Source organism: Luteimonas sp. BLCC-B24 (genome assembly GCF_028550595.1).
Lineage (GTDB): Bacteria > Pseudomonadota > Gammaproteobacteria > Xanthomonadales > Xanthomonadaceae > Luteimonas.
The window spans coordinates 399,844-421,246 of the sequence record NZ_JAQQGN010000001.1 but is presented as its reverse complement, the minus strand read 5'-3'; the positions used below and the strand labels follow the sequence as shown (position 1 = coordinate 421,246).

Here is a 21,403-nt window from a genome sequence, read left to right as displayed (position 1 = left end):
TCCGATCAGGCTGTCCGGAGCCAGAAGATCAGCAGCACGCCGATCAGGCCGACATTCGTCAGGATCAGTCCGCTGGCGCCGAACATCAGGCGATATCCCAGCGCGCGCCGCGCGCCGCCCTTCGGATCGCGCGCAATGTCGCGCGCGATCAGCGGATTCATCAGGCGCGGCATGCTGGTCAGCAACGGATAGTTGTAGAGGACCAGCGCGATCACGGCCGACAGCAGGAGCCAGCCGTCCGCGATGCGGCTGCTGGCCGTCATGAAGCCCAATCCAGCGCCCAGCAGGCCGCCGGCCAGCGAGCCCCACACGAACCATCTGTCGTAGAGCTTGAGGATCGCCCGGCGCTCGGCCTCGGTGTCGGCGTAACGCGCGACCATCTTCCGGCAGAGCCAGAGCGTCAGGCCGCCGAAGACCAGCGATACGCCGGCCGCGCCCAGCGCGCTGGCGCTGCCGAGCGCCGCCTTGCCCGCGACGCCCGTGCCGAATGCAGCGCCGGCGGCGACGCCCGCGGCTGTGCTCGCCGTGGCGGGCTTGGCGAAGCCCATCAGGCCTGCGGTCACCAGCAGCGTGAATGCCGTGCCGGGCGCCGAGCTTTCGGCGAACTCGCGGAAGCGGGCCACCAGGTCCTCGCGCAGGCTCCGCCGCGCGCGCGACAGGCGTTTGCGCACCGCGGCATCGGACAGGCCGAGCAGGGCGGCCACCTGTTTCGAGTTGCCGCCCTCGCGGTAGTACAGCAGCAGGACTTCGCGACTCTCGTCGGGCAGTTCGGAGATCAGGTCGGCGGCGACACGGCCGGTCTCGTCGTCGACGATGCGCTGCATCGGGCAGCCATCCGGATCGGCGGCCTGCGCGATGGCCCGCTCGGCGGTCTCGCCGGCGACGAACCGGTCGCGGCGCGCGCGCAGGTAATCGCGTGCCAGGTTGCGGGTGATCTGGCGCAGCCACGGCAGGAAGCTCGTCGTGTTCTGCAGCCGGCCAAGCTGTTGCCAAGCCTTGAGATAGGCCTCCTGGGCGATGTCCTGGCTGGCCTGCACGTCGCGGGTGATCGCCAGGGCGATCGCCGTCGTCGCGTTCTGGCTCAGGCGCACGATGCGGCCGTAGGCCGCCTGGTCACCGCCGCGCGCGGCCGGAAGCTCGAAATGGATGCGGTCTTCGAGGCTGGCGTCGGCGGTGATCGTGGGCATCGGTCGGGTCCGTTCGGCGGGTCACGACAAACACGACGCGTGTGGCCGGCCGGATGTGACCGGCCGGTCGATGATGCCTCACTCCGCGGGCGCGGCGTTCCAGCTGCGGCCGTCGCGGGCCACGGCGAGCGTGCGCGTCGCGCGCTCACCGCCAGTGTCAATGATCACGTCGACGGTGCCGCGGCCCGAGCCGTCGGTGCGGTAGTTGGCGATGTCCAGTCGCGTCGTCGCATCGGTGCCTTCACAGGTGGAGGCACTGCGCACGTCCGGTGCGATCGCCTCCAGCGCGGCGAGCAGCGGGGCGGTCGGCGTCCGTCCGTCCGTCGACGGCGATGCAGGCCGGCCCGTCGAGGCCGGCCAGTTCCGTCGCCAGCACGGTTTCGGCCAGCGCCTGCGGGACCGGCAGCCGGTTCACCGTGGCCTCGACCGTCGGCGGCACCATGTCCAGCCTCGGCGCCTCGGGCGCCGGTGCCTCGGCGATGACGGCGGATTGGTCCGCAGTCGGCGCGTCCGCATCCGGGCGCGAGAGCCACGCCAGTGCGGTCACCAGCGCCGCGCCGCCGAGCAGGGTGTAGCGCACCTTCGACGCGCGGCTCATGCCCTGGCGCGGTGCGGGGCGTTCGGTGGCGAACACGACCTCGCCCTGGCCCAGATAGCTGCGGGTGGACGGCAGGTTCTGCAGCAGGCCGGCCTCGCGCAGCAGCGCGCGGGCGCGGGTCTGGTCTTCGGCGCGCACCACCCACACCGAGGGGCGCGGACCGCTGGCGCCCTCGCGGTAACTGAAATTGCTGCGCCGGCTGCCCTTGTACGAGCGGCCGTTGACGATGCGCACCTCGATGGCCTCGGCGCGCAGCAGCTCGGCCACGCGCTCGACGTTTTCCAGTCGGGGGCTGCTAAAGACCTGGCGCATCTCAGCCGGCCGCCGGCGTGGGCGACGCGGCCGGGCGCGCCCGGATCATGCCTTCCTGCGCGGTGCTGGCGACCAGCCGCCCGCTGCGGTCGAAGATCTGCCCGCGGGCGAGGCCGCGCGCGCCCTGGGCGCTGGGGCTGTCGAGCGAGTACAGCAGCCAGTCGTCCACCCGGAACGGGCGGTGGAACCACAGCGCGTGATCGAGCGAGGCCATCTGCACGTTCGGCTGGTAGTAGCTGATGCCATGCGGGAAGGTCGCGGTGCCGAGCAACTGGAAATCGGACGCGTAGGCCAGCAGGGCGCGGTGCAGCACGGGTGCGTCGCCGACCGGGCCGGTCAGGCGGAACCACATCTGCTGGAACGGCGGGCGCTTCGGCGGCTTGAGTTCGTCGCGCGGGTAGACGTGGCGGAATTCGAACGGGCCGCTGCGGTCGAGCCAGCGCTGCACCTTCACCGGCAGCGTCGCCAGCACCTCGGCCGGCAGCGGATCCTGCGGCTCGATGTCCTCCGGTGCGGGCACTTCGGGCATCGAGAGCTGGTGTTCGGCGCCGGCCTCCTCCTCCTGGAACGAGGCGGCGCAGAAGAAGATCACCTTGCCGTGCTGGATCGCGGTCACCCGGCGCACCGAAAAGCTGCCGCCGTCGCGCGTGCGGTCGACGTCGTAGACGATCGGCGCCTCGACATCGCCCGCGCGCAGGAAATACGCGTGCAGCGAATGCGCCGGGCGCGGGCTGGTCATCGTCGCCTGCGCCGCGGACAGCGCTTGGCCCAGCACCTGGCCGCCGAACACGTACTTGGTGCCGATGTCACGGCTCTGGCCGCGGAACAGGTCGTCCTCGAGGCGTTCGAGCGAGAGCAGATCGATCAGTTCGGAAACGGGGGGCGTCATCGCGGAAACCGTGCACGGAAGGGAGCGGCGGCGCGGAGCGTGCCGGCCGACGATTATAGGTGGGCCGAGCCCGGGCCCTGACCCCGGCGTTCAGACGCCGATGCGTTGCAGCGGCACCCGCGCCAGCAGCGCGGGCCAGGGAAACAAGGGGCCGGGATCGCGCTTGCGGGCGACGGTGCGCGCCGGATCGTCGCTGGCGGCGATCTGGCCGGTATCGAGATCCTCGTGGCCGGCGATGTCGCGCAGCGCGGGCAGCGCCTCGCGCAGATGGGCGAGCAGGGCGGCCAGCGCCTCGATCTGGGCGGGTGGGTAGGGCTCGTCCATCGCCTGGCGGCGGCTGTCGTACCAGTCCGGAAAGCGACCCGTGTTGACCAGTTCGATGCCGACCGAGTGCGCGTTGTGGCCGCGCACGTGATGGGCGACCCGCGTGGCCGGTACGTATTCGACGATCGAACCGTCGCGATCGATGTACCAGTGACCGCTGGCGCCGGTGCCGCTGTCGTAGAGCACGCGCTCGCCGTAGGCACGCGCGGTGGCGAGGTCGGGCAGTTCGGTGCAGTGGACGACCGCGAGCGTGATGTCGGACGCCGCGCGCGGCGGCAGCAGGTCCACATAGGGCAACGGTTGCAGCGTGATCCGGGGCGCGGACGTGGGGTCGGACATGGCGCGGATGCTAGCATTCACCCATGAGAAACCCGCCGCCGAATTCCGATCTGCACGCCCTGATGACGCAGTTTCCGCGCGCCGGGCGGGTCGACTGGATCGGCCTGCGGCCGGCCCGCGACGAGCCGGTCGAGATCGTCGAAAGCGCTGTGGCGGTGACCGGCGGCGGCCTCGAAGGTGATCGCTACACCGGCGGCAGCGGCAAGCGCGGCGTAACCCTGATCCAGGCCGAGCACCTGCCGGTGATCGCCGCGCTCAGCGGGCATGCCGAGGTCGCGCCGGCCGCACTGCGGCGCAACCTGGTGGTGTCGGGCATTCCGCTGATCGCGCTCAAGGGGCGGCGTTTCCGCGTTGGCACGGCGCTGCTCGAGGGCACGGCGCCCTGCGATCCGTGTTCGAAGATGGAAGCGCTGCTCGGACCCGGCGGCTACAACGCCATGCGCGGCATGGGCGGTCTGTGCGCGCGGGTGATCGCGGGCGGGACGTTGGCGATCGGCGACGCGGTCGAGTGGGTGGACGCATGAGCGCGCGCGGCCACTGCATCCTCTCGCACGGCTTCGAGAGCGGCCCCGAAGCGACCAAGGTCACCGCGCTCGCCGAGGCCGCCGAACGGCTGGGCTGGAGCCACGAGCGACCCGACTACACCGATCTCGACGGCAGGCGCGAGGTCAGCCCGCTCGGCGATGTCGCCGCGCGCGTGGAGCGCCTGCTGGGATTGACGATGGCCGCCGCGCGACGCGGACCGGTGGTGCTGGCCGGCTCCAGCCTCGGCGCCTGGATCGCCGGCCGGGTCTCGCTGCAGGTGCCGGTGGCCGCGTTGTTCCTGATGGCGCCGCCGGTGCGCCTGGATGCGGCGCATCCGCTGCAGGCGGCCGAGGTGCCGCTGGCGGTCGTGCACGGCTGGGGCGACGAGCTGATACCCGCGGCCGATGTCGTCGGCTGGACCGGTGCACGTCGCGCGCGTCTGCTGCTGGTCGACGACAATCACCGCCTGACCGCGCATGTCGAGGCGTCGGCGGATGCGTTCGCGGCGCTGTTGCGGTCGCTTTGACGTCCGGCGCCCCGGTGTCCGCACCCGCTGCCGGACGTGCGTCCGTCATGCCCGCCTAGGCGGGCGTCCATCGCCTTCGCCCGCCGCGGGTCTCCCGTCCACTGGCGCCGCCCGGTGAACAGCCCGTCGGCCCGACGCCCACCCCGAGCGCGGGTCGTCGTGAACCGCGGCGCGCACACATTCCACGCAGCATCCGGATTCCCATGAAATTCTTCGCCAGCTGCCCCAAGGGCCTCGAATACCTCCTCGTCGACGAGTTGCTCGCACTCGGCTGCGCGCACGCCACGGCGACCACCGCCGGCGCCAACGTCGAAGGCACGTTGCACGACGCGCAACGCGCCGTGCTGTGGTCGCGCCTGGCCAGCCGCGTGCTGTGGCCGATCGCCGACTACGCCTGCGAGAACGAGGACGCGCTCTACGCCGGCGCGCGCGCGATCGACTGGACCGCGCATCTCGACCCGACGATGACGCTGGCGATCGACCCGCACGTCTCGGGCAGCGCGATCACCCACGCGCGTTACGCCGCGCAGCGGGTCAAGGACGCGATCGTCGACGGCTTGCGCGAGTCCACCGGTGCGCGCCCGGATGTCGACGTCGAATCGCCGGACCTGCGCCTGAGCCTGGTAGTGCGCAAGGGCCGCGCGCTGCTGTCGGTGGACCTCGGCGGTGGCCCGCTGCATCGCCGCGGCTGGCGCCGCGCGCAGGGCGAAGCGCCGCTCAAGGAGAATCTGGCGGCGGCGGTGCTGCTGCGCGGCGGCTGGCCGGCGCTCTACGCCGAGGGCGGCGCGCTGCTGGACCCGATGTGCGGCAGCGGCACGCTGCTGATCGAGGGCGCGCTGATGGCCGCCGATGTCGCGCCCGGCCTGTCGCGCGACGGCGGCGCGGCGACGGCCGGGCATGCGCCCAGCCGTTGGCTCGGTTTCGACACCGAACAGTGGAAGACGCTGTGCGAAGAGGCGCTCGCGCGCGAGCGCAGCGGCCGCCAGCGTCTGCGCACGGTGTTCTTCGGCCGCGATCTCGACCCGCACGCCATCCACGCCGCGCGCGAGAACGCGACCGCCGCCGGCCTGCGCGAGGCGATCGACTGGCGGATCGGCGATGTCGCCACGCTGCAGGCGCCCGTGCCGCCGGCGTCGCAGGAAGACGCCGCGCTGGCCGACTCGGTGACGCGTGGGCTCGCGGTCTGCAATCCGCCCTACGACGCGCGTCTGGCCGCCGATCCCGCGCTGTACCGCACGCTCGGCCATGCGCTGGCACGCGCGGTGCCCGGGTGGCGCGCGAGTCTGCTCTGCGGCGATGCCGAGCTCGCGCACGCGACCGGCCTGCGCGCGAAGAAGAAGTACCAGGTGTTCAACGGCGCACTCGAGTGCAGCCTGATCATCTGCGACCCGGTGCGCCCGCCGCAGCGTGCCGTCAGTGACAACCCCGAGGCACTGGGCGAAGGCGCGACGATGGTCGCCAATCGCCTGCGCAAGAACCTGCGCAAGCTCAAGGCCTGGCGCGAGCGCGAAGGCGTGAGCTGCTACCGCGTCTACGACGCGGACCTGCCCGAGTACGCGGCCGCGATCGACGTCTACATCCAGTCCGAAGCGGACGTGAGCGCCGAGGGCGCGCCCCTGTGGCTGCACATCCAGGAATACGCCGCGCCGGCCGAGATTCCCGAGGACGTGACCCGGCGCCGTTTCGGTGACGTGCTGGCCGCCGCGCGCGACGTGTTCCGCATCCCGCGCGAGCGCATCGCGGTCAAGACGCGCGCAAAGGGCAAGGGCGGCAGCAAGTACGGGCGCTTCGATGCGCGGCACGAGTTCCTGCTGGTCGACGAGGGCCGCGTGCACCTGCGCGTGAACCTGTTCGACTACCTCGACACCGGCCTGTTTCTCGACCATCGCCCGATGCGCCTGCGCATCGCCGACGAAGCCGCCGACACGCGCTTCCTCAACCTGTTCGGCTACACCGGCGCGGCCACGGTGCACGCGGCCGGTGGTGGCGCACGCACCACGACCACCGTCGACCTGTCGGGGACCTACCTGCAGTGGTGCGCCGACAACCTCGCCGCGAACGGCTTCGGCGGCGCGAAGCACCGTCTGGTGCAGGCCGATGCCCTGCAGTGGCTGGAAGCGGAGACCGCGCAGTTCGACCTGATCTTCTGCGATCCGCCGACGTTCTCGAACTCCGCGCGCGCGAAGGACTTCGACATCCAGCGCGAGCACGTGCGCCTGCTGGAGGCCGCCGTCGCGCGTCTCGCGCCGGGCGGCGTGCTGTACTTCTCCAACAATTTCCGCCGCTTCAGGCTCGACACCGGTGCCGTGGGTGCGTTCGCGCATGTCGAAGACATCACGGCCGCGACCATTCCGCCGGACTTCGAGCGCAACCCGCGCATCCACCGCGCGTGGCGGCTCACCGCGCGCTGAGTCGCTGACTCAGGTACGGGAGGGCGCCTCGTCCGCGTGGACGCGGCGCCGGCTCGCGTGCCGCCTTTCACCGTGGTCGCGCGCGAACCGGGGGCGAGCGCCGGCGACGCGCCGAGGGCCGGCGCGTCCTGTCCTGGCCGCGGGCAGGCGTACACGGGATGTCCGTATGCGCGGGCACTCCGGCGCTTCGCCGTCTCCACGGAAACCACCGTTCCACCTGCGCACGTGCAATCCCGTCGCCGTGCCCGCATCGTCGTTCGCACCCCCGAGAGGAGTCGACCGATGAGCGCGATCCCCGATGCCGCCCGTATCGTCCGCACCGTGCGTGGCATGGCCGCCAGCGACGGCGCCGGCGTGAAACTCACACGCGTGATCGGCACGCCGCAGCTGCCGGATCTCGATCCGTTTCTGATGCTCGACGAATTCGGCACCGACCGCGCCGAGGACTATCTCGCCGGATTTCCCGATCATCCGCACCGCGGCTTCGAAACCGTGACCTACATGCTCGACGGTCGCATGCGTCACAAGGACAACCACGGCAACGAAGGGCTGCTGGTGCCGGGCAGCGTGCAGTGGATGACCGCAGGCCGCGGCCTCGTGCATTCAGAGATGCCGGAGCAGGAAGCCGGTCGCATGCGCGGTTTCCAGCTGTGGATCAACCTGCCGGCGAAGGACAAGATGACCGCGCCGAAGTACCAGGAGTTCGCGCCGGACGGACTGCCGGTGGTGACCCCGGCGCCGGGCGTGTCGGTGAAGCTCATCGCCGGCGCGGTCGACGGGGTGTCCGGTCCGATCGTGCAACCGGCCACCGAGCCGGTGTATCTGGACATCACGCTGCAGGCCGGCGCCGCCTGGTCCTACCGGCTGCCCGACGGCCACAACGCGTTCGCCTACGTCTACGAGGGCGGGCTGCAGCTCGGCGAGGGTGAGGACGCCCGGCCCCTGGCGCAGCAGGAACTCGCCGTGCTCGGCGGCGGCGCACGCCTGCAGGTGCTGGCGGGCGACGCGGAGACGCGGCTGATCCTCGTCGCCGGCCGGCCCCTGCGTGAGCCGGTCGCCCGCCACGGGCCGTTCGTGATGAACACCCGCGAGGAACTCATGCAGGCGTTCGTGGACTTCCAGCAGGGCCGCTTCTGACGCGAACGCCCGGCCGGTGTCGTCGTGCGGACGCGCGATGCAGGCGGCCGGACGCGGCCCGGCCGCCCGACGGGGTTACTTGCTGCCGAGCCGGATGCCGGAGAAGTGCAGGCCTTCGACTTCCTGCAGCGCACGCGTGAGCTGGGTTTCGTCGTTCGCGCGCACGATGATGTGCGCGTAATCGCCCGACGGCAGTTCCAGCAGCGTTTCGCGCACCAGGGTGCCGGTCGACAGATCGTTCTGCGGCGCGTGCCAGTAGGTCGGATTGCCGTCGATGGACACGCGATTGCCGACGCGGTCGGTGCGGCGCGGCTTGAACGTCGCTTCGCGGCCGATGGTCACCGCGAAGGCCTGCCGTGCGGTATCGCGCTCCACCGCGCGGCAGAACACGAAGCTCGGACCCTGCTGGACTTCCCACTGGGTCGCCGTGCCGGCGGGAAGCTGCGGGCAGTCGTTCGCGGTCTGCGCCTGCGCCGCACCGGCGGCGAGCAGCGTGCCGACCAGTACCAGTGATCGTGTGATGTGCATCGAGATTCCCCTGTGTGTCACCCCGTCTTGACGATACCGCTACTCGCGTGCTGCGCCGCAGGATAATGTGTGACGAATTTCACTTTTCGGGAAGTGGAATGTACTCGTCGTCGCCAGGAACCTTGCCGAATCGGCCGGCTCGCCAGTCGTCCTTCGCCTGCTCGATCCGGTCCTTCGACGACGACACGAAGTTCCACCACAGGTGCCGGGGGCCGTCCAGCGGCTCGCCGCCGAACAGCATCGCCTTCAACGGCGTCTTCGCGCGCAGCACGGCCGGTGAACCGGCATCGAGCACGGCGAGGTGGCGCGCCGGCACGTCGGCGCCGTCGAGCTGGGCATCGCCCTCGAGCACGTAGAACGCGCGCTCGGCATGCGATGGCGGAATCGACAGTTCGGCATCGGGTTCGAGATCGAGCGCGACGTTGAGCGTGTCGGCGAACACGCGCACGGGCGATTCCTCGCCGAAGCCGCGTCCCGCGATCACCCGCACCCAGGCGCCGTCGCGGCGGAACTGGGGCAGCGTGCTCGCGGGATGGTGGTGGAACTCCGGTGCGGTTTCTTCGTGCGCCTTCGGCAGCGCCACCCAGGTCTGCATGCCGTGCAGCGGCTGCTCGCCTTCGCGCAGGGTGAGCGGCGTGCGCTCGGCATGCGCGATGCCGCGCCCGGCGGTCATCCAGTTGACGTCGCCGACCGTGATGTCCTGCGACGAACCCAGCGTGTCGGCGTGGTGGATGGTGCCGGCCCACAGGAAGGTCACCGTCGCCAGACCGATGTGCGGATGCGGGCGCACGTCGATACCGGCGCCGCGTTCGAACACCGCAGGCCCCATGTGGTCGACGAAGACGAACGGCCCCACGCTGCGTGCCTGGAGGGTGGGGACGGCGCGGCGCACCTCGAAGCCGCCGCCGAGGTCGTGCGTGCGGGGCTGGATCAGTGTGGTCATGACGGCTCCTGGCCTGGGCGGGCATCCAGCATGCCAGCGGCCGGCGCTGCAGCACGGCGTCCGGACGGGACGATCCGTTGCGTCGTGCCCGGTCAGACGGTGGCGCCGAGCCCCGAACGCCAGGCTTCGAGCTTGGCCGCGAAGCCCATGGACGCGTGTGCGGGGCTGGTCGACGGCAGGCGTACACACTCGGGCGGTGCGGCGAGCGTCGGCAGCACATGGCGCCGGAACAGCGTCTCGGCGGTCGCCCCGTTGAAGCAGAGCCGTTGGATGCCGGGATGCGCATCGAGCAGGCCGGCGATGTCGTTCGCCACCACGGTGTCGGCGCGGATACGCGCATCGAGACTGCCGGGACGCACGCATTCGCCGGCCACGTCCCACAGCGCGATGCCACAGGCCTGCAGCCGGCGCAGGCGTGCCGCGTACGCCAGTTCGGGCCCGGCCTCGAACAAGGCCCCCATGATCGGCCAGAACAGATTGCGCGGATGGGCGTAATAGCGCTGCGCGGAGAGCGAGGCATGGCCCGGCATGCTGCCGAGCACGAGCACCCGCGCGCCGGGGGCGACGACCGGGGGAAAGCTGCGAACGGGACAGGTGTCGGACATCGCCGCGATGATCGCCGTTGCAGATGGAGCGCCACGTGACCGGGCTTTCCCGACAGCGTGGCGACCGGAACGCGGATGGGGCCCGGACCCGCACGCCGACACGCTGGCGCAATGGACCGAGCCGCAGACACCGTGCCCCCCGATTACACGCGCGCCGCCACGGGGATCGACGGGGCAGGGGCGCACCCGCTGCCGATGGCGTTACCGGTGTTCGGGCAGGCGACGGCCGCCGCGCTGGTGCTCGGTGCGGCCGGCCTGTTGGCGCTGCCGGCGCTGCCGCCGGTCTGGGCGCTGGCGACAGGTGCGCTGGCCGGGCTCGCCGCTTGGGCGCGCGGTCGGCGGTGGCGACGCGTCGCGGGCGCCGGCCTGTTCGGCGCGGCGCTGTGCGGTCTGCACGTCGCGCACAGTCTCGGCCTGCAGTTGCCGGGCGATCTCGAGCGCGCGGACGTCGTGCTGAGCGGGCATGTGGTGCAGCTGCCGGTCCACGAGGCGCAGCGCACCCGCTTCGCCTTTCGCGTCGATGAGGGGGGCGCGGTGCCGGAGGCCCTGCGCGGCCGCCTGCTGCGCCTGACCTGGTACGACCCGCGGGGCAGCCAGCCCGACGCGCGCCGGCATGCGCTCGAGCCCGGCAGCCACTGGCGATTCACCGCGCGCGTGCGGGCACCGCGCAGCCTGCGCAATCCGGGGTGGATGGACGGCGAGAAGCACGCGATGGCGCAGCGGGTCACCGCGGTCGGCTACGTGCGGACCCGCGAGGCGGTCGAGCAGGGCGGCGGCCGCCGCGGCGTGGACGGCTGGCGGGCTGCGGTGGCCGACCGGATCGATGCCGTGGTCGACGGCGACGCCTCGCGCTACGTACGCGCGCTCGCGATCGGCGACACGCGCGCGCTCGGCGATCTGGACTGGGAGGCGTTGCGTGCGACCGGACTCACGCACCTGATCGCGATTTCCGGGTTTCACGTCGGCATGGTCGGCGGCTTCTTCGCGCTGCTGGCGACGGGGCTGTGGTGGTGCGTGCCGGCGCTGGCGCGGGTGATCCCGCGGCCCCAGGGCGCCGCGGCGGTGGCCTTGCTGGCGTCGACGGGCTACGCCGCGGTCGCCGGCTGGGAACTGCCGACGGTGCGCACGGTGCTGATGATCGCGGTGGTGGCCGCGGCGCGACTGGCGCGGCGTCCGCTGCGCATCGCCGATGCGCTGGCGTACGCGGCGACGGCCGTGGTGCTGGTCGATCCGATGGCCGTGCTGTCGGCCGGCTTCTGGCTGAGCTTCGCCGGTGTCGCGTGGCTCGTCTGGTGCCTGCCCGATGCGCGCGAGCTGTCGGCGGCGCGCGGTCTGGTGGCCTCGCAATGGGTGGCCACCCTGGGGCTGCTGCCGTTGACGGCCACGCTGTTCGGACAGGCCTCGCTCGCCGGGCCGATCGCCAACCTCGTGGCGATTCCGTGGTGGAGTCTGGTCGTGGTGCCCTTGGCCCTGGTGGGCACGGGGCTCGAAGCGCTGCAGTCCGGTGCCGGTGACTGGGCCTGGCAGGCGGCTGCGTCGGCGTTCGCACTGAGCTGGCCGTTGTTCGAGCGCCTCGCCGCCAGCCCCTTCGCGCTGTGGTGGCTGCCCGAGCCGCACGTTCTGGCCCTGCCGTTGGCGCTGCTGGCCGCGTTCTGGATGCTGTTGCCGCGCGGCGTGCCGGGCAAGGCGCTCGCGGCCCTGCTGTGGCTGCCCCTGTTGTGGCCGGACCGGCGCCTGCCGGCGCCCGGCGCGGTCGAGGCGGTCGTGCTGGACGTGGGGCAGGGCCTGGCGGTGCTGGTGCGCACGGCCACGCATGCAGTGCTCTACGACACGGGTCCGGCGGTGCCGGACGGCTTCGACGCAGGCGAGCGCGTCGTGGTGCCGGCACTGCATGCGCTGGGCGTGCGCCGGCTGGATGCGATCGTGGTCAGTCATGGCGACGCCGACCATGCCGGAGGCTTTCCCGCGGTGCAGCGCCGGTTCGCCGCGCCGGTGCTATTCGCCCCGCAGTGGGACCGCGTGCCCGGGGCCGCGCCCTGTCTGGCCGGCAGCGCCTGGCAGGCGGACGGCGTGACCTTCCGGTTCCTGCATCCCGACGTGCATTTCCCGGATTTCCGCAATCCCTCGAGCTGCGTGCTGCGGGTGGACACGGCGTACGGCCGGCTGCTGCTGCCGGGGGACATCGACGCCGTGGTCGAGCGGCTGCTGGTGCACCGCGATGCCGACGCCCTGCAGGCCGAGGTCGTCGTGGCCGCGCACCACGGCAGCCGCAGTTCGTCCGATCCGGCGTTCGTCGCGGCGAGCGGTGCGCACTATGCGCTGATGTCGGCCGGCCACGGCAACCGCTTCGGCCATCCGCATGCGCCCGTGGCCGAGCGCTGGACGGATGCCGGCAGCGTGGTGCTGGGCACGGCCACCGGCGGCGCGCTCGGGATCCGCCTGGATGCCGACGGACCGGCCGTGGACGCACAGCGGCTCCGGCGTCCGCGGCTGTGGGATGCGGCGCAGCGTGATGCGCGCTGGGCGCGGTCACGGGCTGCGCTATCCTATTCCGACGACTGAACCGGCCGCGGGCCGAAGGGGTTTGCGTGCTCGAACTGGTGAAGGCCGGCGGCTGGCCGATGATTCCGCTGCTGCTGCTGTCGGCGCTCGCGCTGGCGATCATCGTCGAGCGGTTCTGGGCGCTGCGCCGCACCGCCGTGCTGCCTCCGGGACTGGGTCAGGAAGTGCGGGTGTGGGCGGCGCGCGGCGCGCTGGATCCGGCGCACATCGAATCGCTGCGCAACACGGCGCCGCTGGGGGCCCTGCTGGCGGCCGCGCTCGACGTGCGCAACCGGCCGCGCGACGAGATCCGCGAGCGGGTCGAGGACGTCGGCCGGCACATCGCCTTCCGCATGGAGCGCTATCTCAATGCGCTCGGCACGATCGCCGCGGCCGGCCCGCTGCTGGGTCTGTTCGGCACCGTGGTCGGCATGATCCAGATGTTCCTGGGCGTCATGGACCACGGCGTCGGCGACGTGAACCAGCTCGCCGGCGGTATCGGCAAGGCGCTGGTGTGCGCGGCCGCGGGCATGGTGGTCGCGATTCCGGCCCTGATGTTCCACCGCCATTTCCGCGCGCGCATCGACGGCTACATCGTGCAGATGGAGCACGAAGCGATCGCGCTGATGGACGCCATCGACCCGCGCAGCCGCCAGACCGCGCCGGCCGCAGCGCAGGGCTGACCCATGCGCATCCGTGACCGCCGGGCCGAGGACACCCCCGAACTCAATCTCGTGCCGCTGATCGACGTGATCCTGGTGCTGATCATCTTCTTCGTGATCACCACCACCTTCGATGCGCGCTCGGTGCTCAAGCTCGAGCTCCCGCAGGCGACCGGCGAGCGCAACGACGCGCAGGCCGGCACGCTGAGCCTGCTGATCAATGCCGACGGACGCTACTTCGTCGACGACCGGGAAGCGCTGCGCACGGACGTCGAGTCGCTCAAGCGCACCATTGCCGACGTCGCCGGTGACGACCGCCAGCGCACGGTGCTGCTGCGCGCGGACGCACGCACACCGTGGCAGGCCGTGGTCACCGCGTACGACGCGCTCGGCCAGCTCGGCTTCACCCGGATCGCCAACGCGACCGCGCCGCAGGTCGCGACCGCAACGCCGGCCGATGCCGCGCAGGGGCAGTGACGTGGGTGCCGTCGCCGGAAGCGCGCCCGCGGGGGCGCCGCCGCGTGCCGAGCGGGCGTGGCCGATCTACCGTCGGCTGCTGACGTTCTCCTCCGAATACCGCGGGCTGCTGTCGGTCGCGCTGATCGGCATGCTGATCGAGGCGGCGGCTGGCGGCGCCTTCACCAAGATGATGGAGCCGATCATCGACGAGACCTTCGTCGGTGCGAACGCGGGCGTGAACCTGTGGTTGCCCGCGGCGATCATCGGCCTGTTCGTCCTGCGCGGCATCGCCGGGTATCTCGCCGACTACAACATGGCCAAGGCCGGTCGCGGCATCGCCCGCGACCTGCGCGTGCGCGTGCTTGGCAAGTACCTGCGTCTGCCGGGCATGCGCTTCGATGCCGAACCGGTGCCGTCGATGCTGGTGCGTCTGGGGTCCGACTCCGACCAGGTGTCCCAGGCGGCGGTCGATGCGGCCAAGGTGATGATCCAGCAATCACTGCAGATCATCGCCTCGCTGATCGTGATGCTGTGGACGAGTTGGCAGGTGACGCTGACGATCCTGGTCATCGCGCCGCCGCTGTCGTGGATCATGGGCAAGGTCGCCCGCCGCTACCGGCGCGTCAGCCACAACATCCAGGACAGTTCGGCGCTGCTGCTCCAGGCGGCCGACCAGTCGCTGAGCAACCAGCAGGAAGTGAAGATCTACGGCGCGCAGGCGGCGGAGAACGCGCGTTATCGCGCGGTGGCCGACAACCACATGCGCCTGAACCTCAAGGTCGAGGCGACGCGGGCGATCTCGTCGGCGGTGGTGCAGCTGATGGGCTCGGTCGGCCTCGCGCTGTTGCTGGTCATCGCCGGCTACGAAGCCTCGCAGGGGCGGCTCACCGCCGGTGGTTTCGTCGCATTGATGATCGCGATGATGGCGATCATTCCCGCACTCAAGCAGCTGACCAACGTACAGAACATGCTGCAGCGGGGCGTGGCCTCGGCCGAGCGCCTGTTCGAGATCCTCGACGCCGACGACGAGCGCGACACCGGCACGCGTCCGCTGGCGCGCGCACGCGGCGAGATCGAGTTCCGCGGCGTCTCGGCGCGGTATCCGGGACAGGCCCAGCCGGCGCTCGAGGACGTCAGTTTCGTCGCCCGGCCCGGTACGGTGACGGCGATCATCGGCCGCTCGGGCAGCGGCAAGTCGACGCTGATCAAGCTGATTCCGCGCTTCTACGATCACGAACGGGGCGAGATCCTGCTCGACGGGCATCCCCTGCACGAGTACCGCATCGCCGACGTGCGCAGACAGATCGCGCTGGTCGGCCAGCAGGTGATGCTGTTCGACGACTCGGTGGCCGCGAACGTCGCCTACGGCGAAATGGCCGGCGCCACGCCCGAGGCGCTCGCCCACGCCATCCGCGGCGCCAACGCGATGGAGTTCGTGGAGAAACTGCCGGACAAGCTCGACAGCGGCATCGGCAGCCGCGGCGGGCGGCTGTCGGGCGGCCAGCGCCAGCGTCTGGCGATCGCGCGCGCGATGCTCAAGGACGCGCCGATTCTCATCCTCGACGAGGCCACGGCCGCGCTGGACACCGAATCCGAGCGCCTGGTGCAGGACGCGCTCGACCATCTGATGCCCGATCGCACGACGCTGGTGATCGCGCACCGGCTGTCGACGATCGAGCATGCCGATCAGGTGCTGGTGCTCGACCAGGGCCGGCTGGTCGAGCACGGCACCCACCGCGAACTGCTGGAGCGGGGCGGGCTGTACGCGCATCTGCATCGCATGCAGTTCCGCGACGGAGAGGGCGGGGACCGCAGCGCGTGAAGCCACCGAAGTACTGGTTCGACGGACGGCCGCCGCCCGTGCACGCGCGGGCGCTGGCCCGGGTCTACGGCGCGGCCACGCGTCTGCGCCTGAAATTCCTGCGCCGGCACCGGGTGTCGCGGCCCGTGCTGGTGGTCGGCAATCTCATCGCGGGCGGCAGCGGCAAGACGCCGCTGACGATCGCGATCGTCGAGCGCCTGCAGGCGGCGGGCTGGACGCCGGGCGTCGCCAGCCGCGGCTATGGACGCGATGCCGCCGGCACGCCGCGCTGGGTGGAGCCCGTCAGCGACCCCGCGCTGTCGGGCGACGAGCCGGTGCTGATCGCCGCGCGCACCGGAGCGAAGGTGCGTGTCGATGCCGATCGCGTTGCCGCCGCCCGTGCGCTGATCCAGGCCGGTTGCGACATCGTGGTCTGCGACGACGGACTGCAGCACTACCGGCTCCGGCGCGACATCGAGATCGAGGTCATCGACGGTCGCCGCCGCTACGGCAACGGTGAGCTGATTCCGGCCGGCCCTCTGCGCGAGCCGCCGGAACGCGGCGCGCGTTGCGACTTCCGCGTGCTCAACACCGCCATGGATACCGACATCGCTCCGCGATTCGGTGAATGGCCGATGGGCCTCGAGACCGGTCACGCGCTGCCGCTGCTCGGCGGGCGCCCGCGGCGCATCGACACCTTCGCCGGTCAACGCGTGCACGCGGTGGCGGGCATCGGCGATCCGGAGCGGTTCTTCGACACCCTGCGCGCGCACCGCATCGCGGTCGTGCCGCATGCCTTCGCCGACCATCATCGCTACACGCCGGAGGATCTGCAGTTCGGCAGCGATCTGCCGGTGCTGATGACCGAAAAGGACGCCGTGAAGTGCATGCGCTTCGCCGGCGAGCGGCATTTCAGCGTGCCGGTCACCGCACGTCTGCCGGAAGCGTTCTGGATCGCTCTGCTCGATCGTCTGTCGACCCTGCGTTGAGCGGCCGCACGCCGCGTCGGGGTGATCCGCCGTGCACGGGACGATCTGGGACAATGCCGCCATGACCGATACGCCCGACTTCGTCGTCGCCATTCCGGCGCGTTACGCCTCCACCCGGCTGCCGGGAAAGCCGCTGCAGCTGCTCGGCGGTGAGCCGCTCGTGTTGCACGTCGCTCGCCGCGCGCTCGATGCCGGTGCCGCCGAGGTCTGGGTGGCCACCGACGACACACGTGTCGTCGATGCACTCGCCGGCACGCCCGTGCAGGTGGCGATGACCTCGCCGGACCACGCCTCCGGCACCGACCGGCTGGCCGAATGCGCCGGAATCGCCGGCTGGGACGACGCGCGGATCGTCGTCAACCTGCAGGGTGACGAACCCTTCGCGCCGGCGTCCGGCATCCGCGCGGTCGCCGCACTCGCGGCCGACGCGGACGTCGCCCTGGCGACACTCGCGGCGCCGGTCACCGATGTGGAGACGTTGTTCGATCCGAATGCGGTCAAGGTGGTGCGTGCGGGCAGTGGCGATGCGCTGTACTTCAGCCGTGCGCCGGTGCCGTGGCCGCGCGACGCCTTCGCCCTGGACCGCAGCCGTCTGCCGGCAGGCGCGTGGTGGCGGCACATCGGCATCTACGGATACCGCGCGGCGTTTCTCAAGCGCTTCGCGGCCATGCCGCCGGGCCCGCTGGAACAGACCGAGATGCTCGAGCAGCTGCGTGTGCTCGAGGCCGGCTTCCGGATTGCAGTCGGCGTTGCCCCCGATCCGTTTCCGCCCGGCGTCGACACGCCGGACGACCTGGCCCGGGCCGAAGCCCGGCTGGCCGCGGGCGCCGCGGCGTGATCCGCTTGCTGGTGGTGTGCCTGGGCAACATCTGCCGCTCGCCGGTGGCGGAAGGCGCCCTGCGCCACCGCCTCGCCCAGGCCCGGCTGGCGAAGCGGGTGGAGGTGGATTCTTGCGGGACCGGCGACTGGCACGTCGGCGATCCGCCCGATCCGCGTGCCATCCGGAGCGCGGCCGGGCACGGGATCGACATCTCGATGTTGCGGGCGCGGACACTGGTGCCGGCCGATTACCGCCATTTCGATGTCGTGCTGTGCGCGGACGCGAGCACCCTGCAGATCGTGCGATCGCGACAGCCCGCGGACGCGACGGCCGACATCGTCGGCCTGCTGGACTGGGCGGGGCTCGGGCCGGGCGACGTGCCCGACCCCTACACGGGCGATGCCGCGGCGTTCGAGGCCGTCTGGCAGCTGGTCGATCGGGCCGCAGCCGGCATCGTCGACCGGATCGGCGCCGGGACGGCGCCCGATCGCGCATAATCCGGCCATGACCGCCGACGCCGTGCCCGCGCCCGAGTTCCCGGCCAGCCTTGAATGGCTGAATCTGACGGACCCGCTGCGCATGGCCCAGATGCGCGGCAAGGTCTGTGCGATCGCGTTCGTCAACCTGGGCTCGGCCTGGTGCCAGCAACGCCTGGCGGACCTGGGGCATCTGCGCGCGCGGCATCGCGAGCGGCTGCAGGTGGTCGCGATCCATGTGCCGCGTTTCGACGCCGAACGCGAAGTGCGCCGCAGCAGCAAGCGGTCGCACGCGCAGCAGCACGAGTTCCCGATCGCGCACGACGGCGACTGGACGCTGTGGCAGCACTACGGCATCGAGGCCTGGCCGACGGTCGTGCTGCTCGACGGCGAGGGCCAGGTGCGCGAGCGCATCGTCGGCGAGGGCGGTCTTCGCGAACTCGACGCCCGCGTCGCGGCGTTGATCTCGGAGCTGACCCCGCAACTCATCAATCCCGATCCGGTGCGTCTGCGGCGCAGCGGCGAGCCGCCGTTGCCGTTGCGATTCCCGGTGGGTCTGGCGCTGTCGGGCAACTATCTGTACGTCGCCGACAGCGGTCACCACCGCGTGCTCGAATGCGACACCAGCGGACGCATCCTGCGCCAGTTCGGCTCCGGCAGTCCGGGCTTCATCGACGGTCCGATGGAACTGGCCGCGCTGTCGCGGCCACATGGCCTGTTCGTGCAGCGCGACGTGCTCTATGTCGCCGATACCGGCAATCACGCGGTGCGCGCGATCGAACTGCGCACCGGCGATATCGCCACCGTCTGCGGCGCGGGACGGCCGGGGACCACACTCGAAGGCCCGCTTGCGGACCCGCGTGCGGTGGCGCTCGACCAGCCCCACGACGTGGTCCTCGCCGGCGACAAGCTGTACATCGCCACCGCGGGCGACAATCGCATCTGGCGCCTCGATCTCGGCACCTCGACGCTCGAGCTGGTGGCCGGCAACGGCCGGCTGGCGGTGACCGACGGCACGATGGCCATGGCCTCGTTCGCCGAGCCGGTGAGCCTGGCCTGCGTGCAGCAGACGCTCTACGTCTGTGAAGCCGCGGGATCCGCGGTGCGCAGCGTGCACACGCGGACCGGGCAGGTGACGACGCTGGTCGGTCAGGATCCTTGGCAGTTCGGACAGATCGACGGCGCGCGCACCGACGCGCGTCTCCAGAATCCCCAGGCCCTCGCACTCGACCCGGGCTCGCCGGTGTTGTGGATTGCCGACAGCGGTAACGACACCCTGCGGCGGCTGCGCCTGGGCGGCGGCGAACTCACCACGTTCGAACTTCCCCAGCGGCTGCACGCGCCCGCCGGCCTCGCGGTATCGGCCGATGCGGTGTGGATCGCCGATACTGACGCGCACGCGGTGCTGCGTCTCGACCCGGTGACGGGCGCACTGCGCCACGTCCCGATCGGCGAATGACCGCGCCGGCAGGACGCGCGCGCAAGGCGGGTGTGGTGTTCGACGGCAAGGCGTTCGTCGCAGGCTTGAGCACCGCGCCCGGCGTGTACCGCATGCTGGCCGAGGACGGCGCGGTGCTGTACGTCGGCAAGGCGGCCGATCTGCGCAAGCGCGTGGCGAGCTACTTCAACGCCACGCCCAAGGCCGCGCGCACGATGGCGATGATCGCGCAGATCGCGCGCATGGAGGTCACGGTCACGCGCACCGAAGCCGAGGCGCTGCTGCTGGAAAACCAGCTGATCAAGTCGCTCAAGCCGCGCTACAACGTCTCGCTGCGCGACGACAAGAGCTACCCCTACGTCCTGGTCACCAAGGACGACTGGCCGCGTATCGCCGTGCACCGCGGGCCGCGCAATGTGCCGGGCCGTTACTTCGGGCCCTATCCGGGTGTCACCGCGGTGCGTGAAACACTGAACCTCATGCAGAAGCTGTTCAAGCTGCGCAACTGCGAGGACAGCGTGTTCCGCAACCGGTCCCGGCCCTGCCTGCAGCACCAGATCGGGCGCTGCACCGCGCCCTGCGTCGGCCTGGTCTCGGAACGGGACTACGCCGATGCGGTGCGCCGCGCCTCGATGTTCCTCGACGGCCGCAGCGACGCCCTCAACGACGAAGTCGCCCGTGACATGGAGGCCGCGGCCGCGCGGCTGGATTTCGAGGAAGCCGCGCGGCTGCGCGATCTGCTCGGAAACATCCGCGGCATGCAGGCCCGCCAGTACGTCGACGGACGCGTGGCCGAACTCGACGTGTTGGCCTGTGCGATGCGCGGCACCCATGCCTGCGTGCTGCTGCTGTCGTTCCGTGACGGGCGCAACCTCGGCACGCGCGCGTTCCATCCGCGCACCAACGGCAGTGACGATCCGGCCGAGGTGCTGGCGGCGTTCGTGTCGCAGCACTACGCCGAGCAGCCCGCGCCGCGCGAGATCGTGCTCGACCGCGCGATCGAGGACGTGGCCCTGCTGGAACAGGCGCTCGGCGAGTCCGGTGGCCGGCGCGTGCAGATCAAGACCAGCGTGCGCGGCGACCGCGCGCGTTACGTGGACCTGGCCCGTCGCAATGCCGAGATCGCGCTGGCGAGCGAGATGGGCAGTCAGGCCGCGCAGCAGGCACGCGCCGAATCCCTGCGCGAGATGCTCGGCCTGGCCGAGCCCGCCCAGCGCATCGAGTGCTTCGACATCAGTCACACCATGGGCGAGGCCACGGTGGCTTCGTGCGTCGTCTTCGATGCGCAGGGCGCCGTGCGCGGTCAGTACCGCCGCTACAACATCAACGGCGTCGAGCCCGGCGACGACTACGCCGCCATGCACCAGGCACTGACGCGCCGGTTCAAGCGTGCCGTCGAAAGCGACGGCGTCGTGCCGGACGTGCTGCTGATCGACGGCGGAGCGGGGCAGGTGGCCCAGGCGCGCGACGTGCTGCAGACGCTGGGCATCACCGGTGTCTGCCTGGTGGGCGTGGCCAAGGGCGAAGCGCGCAAACCGGGCGACGAAACCCTGCTGCTGCCCGACGGCCGCGAACTCAAGCCGGGCGCGTCGTCGCCCGGACTGCAACTCGTCCAGCAGGTGCGCGACGAGGCGCACCGCTTCGCCATCACCGGGCATCGCGGCCGGCGCCAGAAGGCGCGCAGCACCAGCCGGCTGGAGGACATTCCCGGCATCGGCCCCCGGCGCCGCGCCAGTCTGCTCAAGCATTTCGGCGGACTGGGCGGCCTCAAGGGGGCCGGCGTGGAGGAGATCGCACAGGTCGAGGGGGTCAATGCGGCGCTGGCCCGGCGCATCTATGCGACCCTACACGGGCTCGACGCTGGCGCTCCCGGCCAGGGCCTGGATTGATTCC

General features: G+C 71.5%; 21 protein-coding genes. 13 read left to right on the top strand and 8 right to left on the bottom strand.

From position 1 onward, the window contains the following. Nucleotides 1-5: 5 nt before the first annotated feature. From PQS31_RS02160 to PQS31_RS02140, 5 genes are all read right to left on the bottom strand, one after another. Nucleotides 6-1,187: a sigma-70 family RNA polymerase sigma factor gene (locus PQS31_RS02160; RefSeq protein WP_272761035.1), complete on the bottom strand. Its 1,182-nt coding sequence runs from the start codon at nt 1,185-1,187 to the stop codon at nt 6-8. Between the two features lie 78 nt (nt 1,188-1,265). Continuing rightward, complete coding sequence (locus PQS31_RS02155; RefSeq protein WP_272761034.1) at nt 1,266-1,451, bottom strand: hypothetical protein; 186 nt, start codon at nt 1,449-1,451, stop codon at nt 1,266-1,268. Next, the gene (locus PQS31_RS02150) at nt 1,429-2,097 is read right to left on the bottom strand and encodes a pathogenicity-like protein (RefSeq protein WP_272761033.1); all 669 of its coding nucleotides are present in this window, start codon (nt 2,095-2,097) and stop codon (nt 1,429-1,431) included. The genes PQS31_RS02155 and PQS31_RS02150 overlap by 23 nt, the downstream gene beginning before the upstream one ends. Before the next feature lies 1 nt (nt 2,098). After that, the gene (gene tesB, locus PQS31_RS02145; protein ID WP_272761032.1) at nt 2,099-2,986 is read right to left on the bottom strand and encodes an acyl-CoA thioesterase II; all 888 of its coding nucleotides are present in this window, start codon (nt 2,984-2,986) and stop codon (nt 2,099-2,101) included. Between the two features lie 90 nt (nt 2,987-3,076). Further along, nucleotides 3,077-3,649, bottom strand: a complete 573-nt coding sequence (locus tag PQS31_RS02140; RefSeq protein WP_272761031.1) for an N-acetylmuramoyl-L-alanine amidase — start codon at nt 3,647-3,649, stop codon at nt 3,077-3,079. A gap of 23 nt (nt 3,650-3,672) precedes the next feature. Between PQS31_RS02140 and PQS31_RS02135 the strand changes: the two genes are divergently transcribed. From PQS31_RS02135 to PQS31_RS02120, 4 genes are all read left to right on the top strand, one after another. Next, a complete protein-coding gene (locus tag PQS31_RS02135) occupies nt 3,673-4,173 on the top strand; it encodes an MOSC domain-containing protein (protein ID WP_272761030.1) in 501 nt (166 codons plus the stop codon). Next, a complete protein-coding gene (locus PQS31_RS02130; RefSeq protein ID WP_272761029.1) occupies nt 4,170-4,700 on the top strand; it encodes a hypothetical protein in 531 nt (176 codons plus the stop codon). Before PQS31_RS02135 ends, PQS31_RS02130 begins: the two co-directional genes overlap by 4 nt. A gap of 203 nt (nt 4,701-4,903) precedes the next feature. Beyond that, entirely contained in the window at nt 4,904-7,111 is a 2,208-nt protein-coding gene (gene rlmKL, locus PQS31_RS02125; protein WP_272761028.1) for a bifunctional 23S rRNA (guanine(2069)-N(7))-methyltransferase RlmK/23S rRNA (guanine(2445)-N(2))-methyltransferase RlmL, read from the top strand. 282 nt (nt 7,112-7,393) lie between these two features. After that, nucleotides 7,394-8,248 carry a pirin family protein gene (locus PQS31_RS02120; protein ID WP_272761027.1) on the top strand — a complete coding sequence of 285 codons (855 nt, stop codon included), beginning with the start codon at nt 7,394-7,396 and terminating at the stop codon, nt 8,246-8,248. A 75-nt stretch (nt 8,249-8,323) separates the two neighbouring features. Here the strand turns inward: PQS31_RS02120 and PQS31_RS02115 are convergent, their stop codons facing one another. The 3 genes from PQS31_RS02115 to PQS31_RS02105 all read right to left on the bottom strand — a co-directional run bounded on the left by PQS31_RS02115 (nt 8,324) and on the right by PQS31_RS02105 (nt 10,324). Further along, on the bottom strand, nt 8,324-8,776 hold the full coding sequence (locus PQS31_RS02115) for a hypothetical protein (RefSeq protein WP_272761026.1): 453 nt from the start codon (nt 8,774-8,776) through the stop codon (nt 8,324-8,326). 79 nt (nt 8,777-8,855) lie between these two features. After that, the gene (locus PQS31_RS02110; RefSeq protein WP_272761025.1) at nt 8,856-9,719 is read right to left on the bottom strand and encodes a pirin family protein; all 864 of its coding nucleotides are present in this window, start codon (nt 9,717-9,719) and stop codon (nt 8,856-8,858) included. Nucleotides 9,720-9,811: 92 nt separating this feature from the next. Next, on the bottom strand, nt 9,812-10,324 hold the full coding sequence (locus tag PQS31_RS02105) for a DNA-deoxyinosine glycosylase (protein ID WP_272761024.1): 513 nt from the start codon (nt 10,322-10,324) through the stop codon (nt 9,812-9,814). A 111-nt stretch (nt 10,325-10,435) separates the two neighbouring features. Here PQS31_RS02105 and PQS31_RS02100 point away from each other — a divergent pair, with 111 nt between their 5' ends. The 9 genes from PQS31_RS02100 to uvrC all read left to right on the top strand — a co-directional run bounded on the left by PQS31_RS02100 (nt 10,436) and on the right by uvrC (nt 21,399). Next, nucleotides 10,436-12,886 (top strand): DNA internalization-related competence protein ComEC/Rec2, encoded by a 2,451-nt coding sequence (locus PQS31_RS02100; RefSeq protein ID WP_272761023.1) that lies wholly within the window; start codon nt 10,436-10,438, stop codon nt 12,884-12,886. Nucleotides 12,887-12,912: 26 nt separating this feature from the next. Then, nucleotides 12,913-13,548 carry a MotA/TolQ/ExbB proton channel family protein gene (locus PQS31_RS02095; protein WP_272761022.1) on the top strand — a complete coding sequence of 212 codons (636 nt, stop codon included), beginning with the start codon at nt 12,913-12,915 and terminating at the stop codon, nt 13,546-13,548. Between the two features lie 3 nt (nt 13,549-13,551). Next, nucleotides 13,552-14,004 carry a biopolymer transporter ExbD gene (locus tag PQS31_RS02090; RefSeq protein WP_272761021.1) on the top strand — a complete coding sequence of 151 codons (453 nt, stop codon included), beginning with the start codon at nt 13,552-13,554 and terminating at the stop codon, nt 14,002-14,004. A 1-nt stretch (nt 14,005) separates the two neighbouring features. Then, a complete protein-coding gene (gene msbA, locus PQS31_RS02085) occupies nt 14,006-15,808 on the top strand; it encodes a lipid A export permease/ATP-binding protein MsbA (protein ID WP_272761020.1) in 1,803 nt (600 codons plus the stop codon). After that, nucleotides 15,805-16,776 (top strand): tetraacyldisaccharide 4'-kinase, encoded by a 972-nt coding sequence (gene lpxK, locus PQS31_RS02080; protein WP_272761019.1) that lies wholly within the window; start codon nt 15,805-15,807, stop codon nt 16,774-16,776. Before msbA ends, lpxK begins: the two co-directional genes overlap by 4 nt. 61 nt (nt 16,777-16,837) lie before the next feature. Then, entirely contained in the window at nt 16,838-17,614 is a 777-nt protein-coding gene (kdsB, locus tag PQS31_RS02075; protein WP_272761018.1) for a 3-deoxy-manno-octulosonate cytidylyltransferase, read from the top strand. Beyond that, a complete protein-coding gene (locus PQS31_RS02070; RefSeq protein ID WP_272761438.1) occupies nt 17,614-18,093 on the top strand; it encodes a low molecular weight protein-tyrosine-phosphatase in 480 nt (159 codons plus the stop codon). Before kdsB ends, PQS31_RS02070 begins: the two co-directional genes overlap by 1 nt. 7 nt (nt 18,094-18,100) lie before the next feature. Continuing rightward, complete coding sequence (locus PQS31_RS02065; RefSeq protein ID WP_272761017.1) at nt 18,101-19,531, top strand: thioredoxin-like domain-containing protein; 1,431 nt, start codon at nt 18,101-18,103, stop codon at nt 19,529-19,531. Next, the gene (gene uvrC / locus PQS31_RS02060) at nt 19,528-21,399 is read left to right on the top strand and encodes an excinuclease ABC subunit UvrC (protein ID WP_272761016.1); all 1,872 of its coding nucleotides are present in this window, start codon (nt 19,528-19,530) and stop codon (nt 21,397-21,399) included. The genes PQS31_RS02065 and uvrC overlap by 4 nt, the downstream gene beginning before the upstream one ends. Nucleotides 21,400-21,403: the final 4 nt, after the last annotated feature.

Excerpts from the sequence above, each read along its gene's own strand:
- PQS31_RS02160 (WP_272761035.1), bottom strand. The coding sequence starts at position 1,187 with ATGCCCACGATCACCGCCGACGCCAGCCTCGAAGACCGCATCCATTTC.
- PQS31_RS02150 (WP_272761033.1), bottom strand. The coding sequence starts at position 2,097 with ATGCGCCAGGTCTTTAGCAGCCCCCGACTGGAAAACGTCGAGCGCGTG.
- tesB (WP_272761032.1), bottom strand. The coding sequence starts at position 2,986 with ATGACGCCCCCCGTTTCCGAACTGATCGATCTGCTCTCGCTCGAACGC.
- PQS31_RS02140 (WP_272761031.1), bottom strand. The coding sequence starts at position 3,649 with ATGTCCGACCCCACGTCCGCGCCCCGGATCACGCTGCAACCGTTGCCC.
- PQS31_RS02135 (WP_272761030.1), top strand. The coding sequence starts at position 3,673 with ATGAGAAACCCGCCGCCGAATTCCGATCTGCACGCCCTGATGACGCAG.
- PQS31_RS02130 (WP_272761029.1), top strand. The coding sequence starts at position 4,170 with ATGAGCGCGCGCGGCCACTGCATCCTCTCGCACGGCTTCGAGAGCGGC.
- rlmKL (WP_272761028.1), top strand. The coding sequence starts at position 4,904 with ATGAAATTCTTCGCCAGCTGCCCCAAGGGCCTCGAATACCTCCTCGTC.
- PQS31_RS02120 (WP_272761027.1), top strand. The coding sequence starts at position 7,394 with ATGAGCGCGATCCCCGATGCCGCCCGTATCGTCCGCACCGTGCGTGGC.
- PQS31_RS02115 (WP_272761026.1), bottom strand. The coding sequence starts at position 8,776 with ATGCACATCACACGATCACTGGTACTGGTCGGCACGCTGCTCGCCGCC.
- PQS31_RS02110 (WP_272761025.1), bottom strand. The coding sequence starts at position 9,719 with ATGACCACACTGATCCAGCCCCGCACGCACGACCTCGGCGGCGGCTTC.
- PQS31_RS02105 (WP_272761024.1), bottom strand. The coding sequence starts at position 10,324 with ATGTCCGACACCTGTCCCGTTCGCAGCTTTCCCCCGGTCGTCGCCCCC.
- PQS31_RS02100 (WP_272761023.1), top strand. The coding sequence starts at position 10,436 with ATGGACCGAGCCGCAGACACCGTGCCCCCCGATTACACGCGCGCCGCC.
- PQS31_RS02090 (WP_272761021.1), top strand. The coding sequence starts at position 13,552 with ATGCGCATCCGTGACCGCCGGGCCGAGGACACCCCCGAACTCAATCTC.
- kdsB (WP_272761018.1), top strand. The coding sequence starts at position 16,838 with ATGACCGATACGCCCGACTTCGTCGTCGCCATTCCGGCGCGTTACGCC.
- PQS31_RS02065 (WP_272761017.1), top strand. The coding sequence starts at position 18,101 with ATGACCGCCGACGCCGTGCCCGCGCCCGAGTTCCCGGCCAGCCTTGAA.
- uvrC (WP_272761016.1), top strand. The coding sequence starts at position 19,528 with ATGACCGCGCCGGCAGGACGCGCGCGCAAGGCGGGTGTGGTGTTCGAC.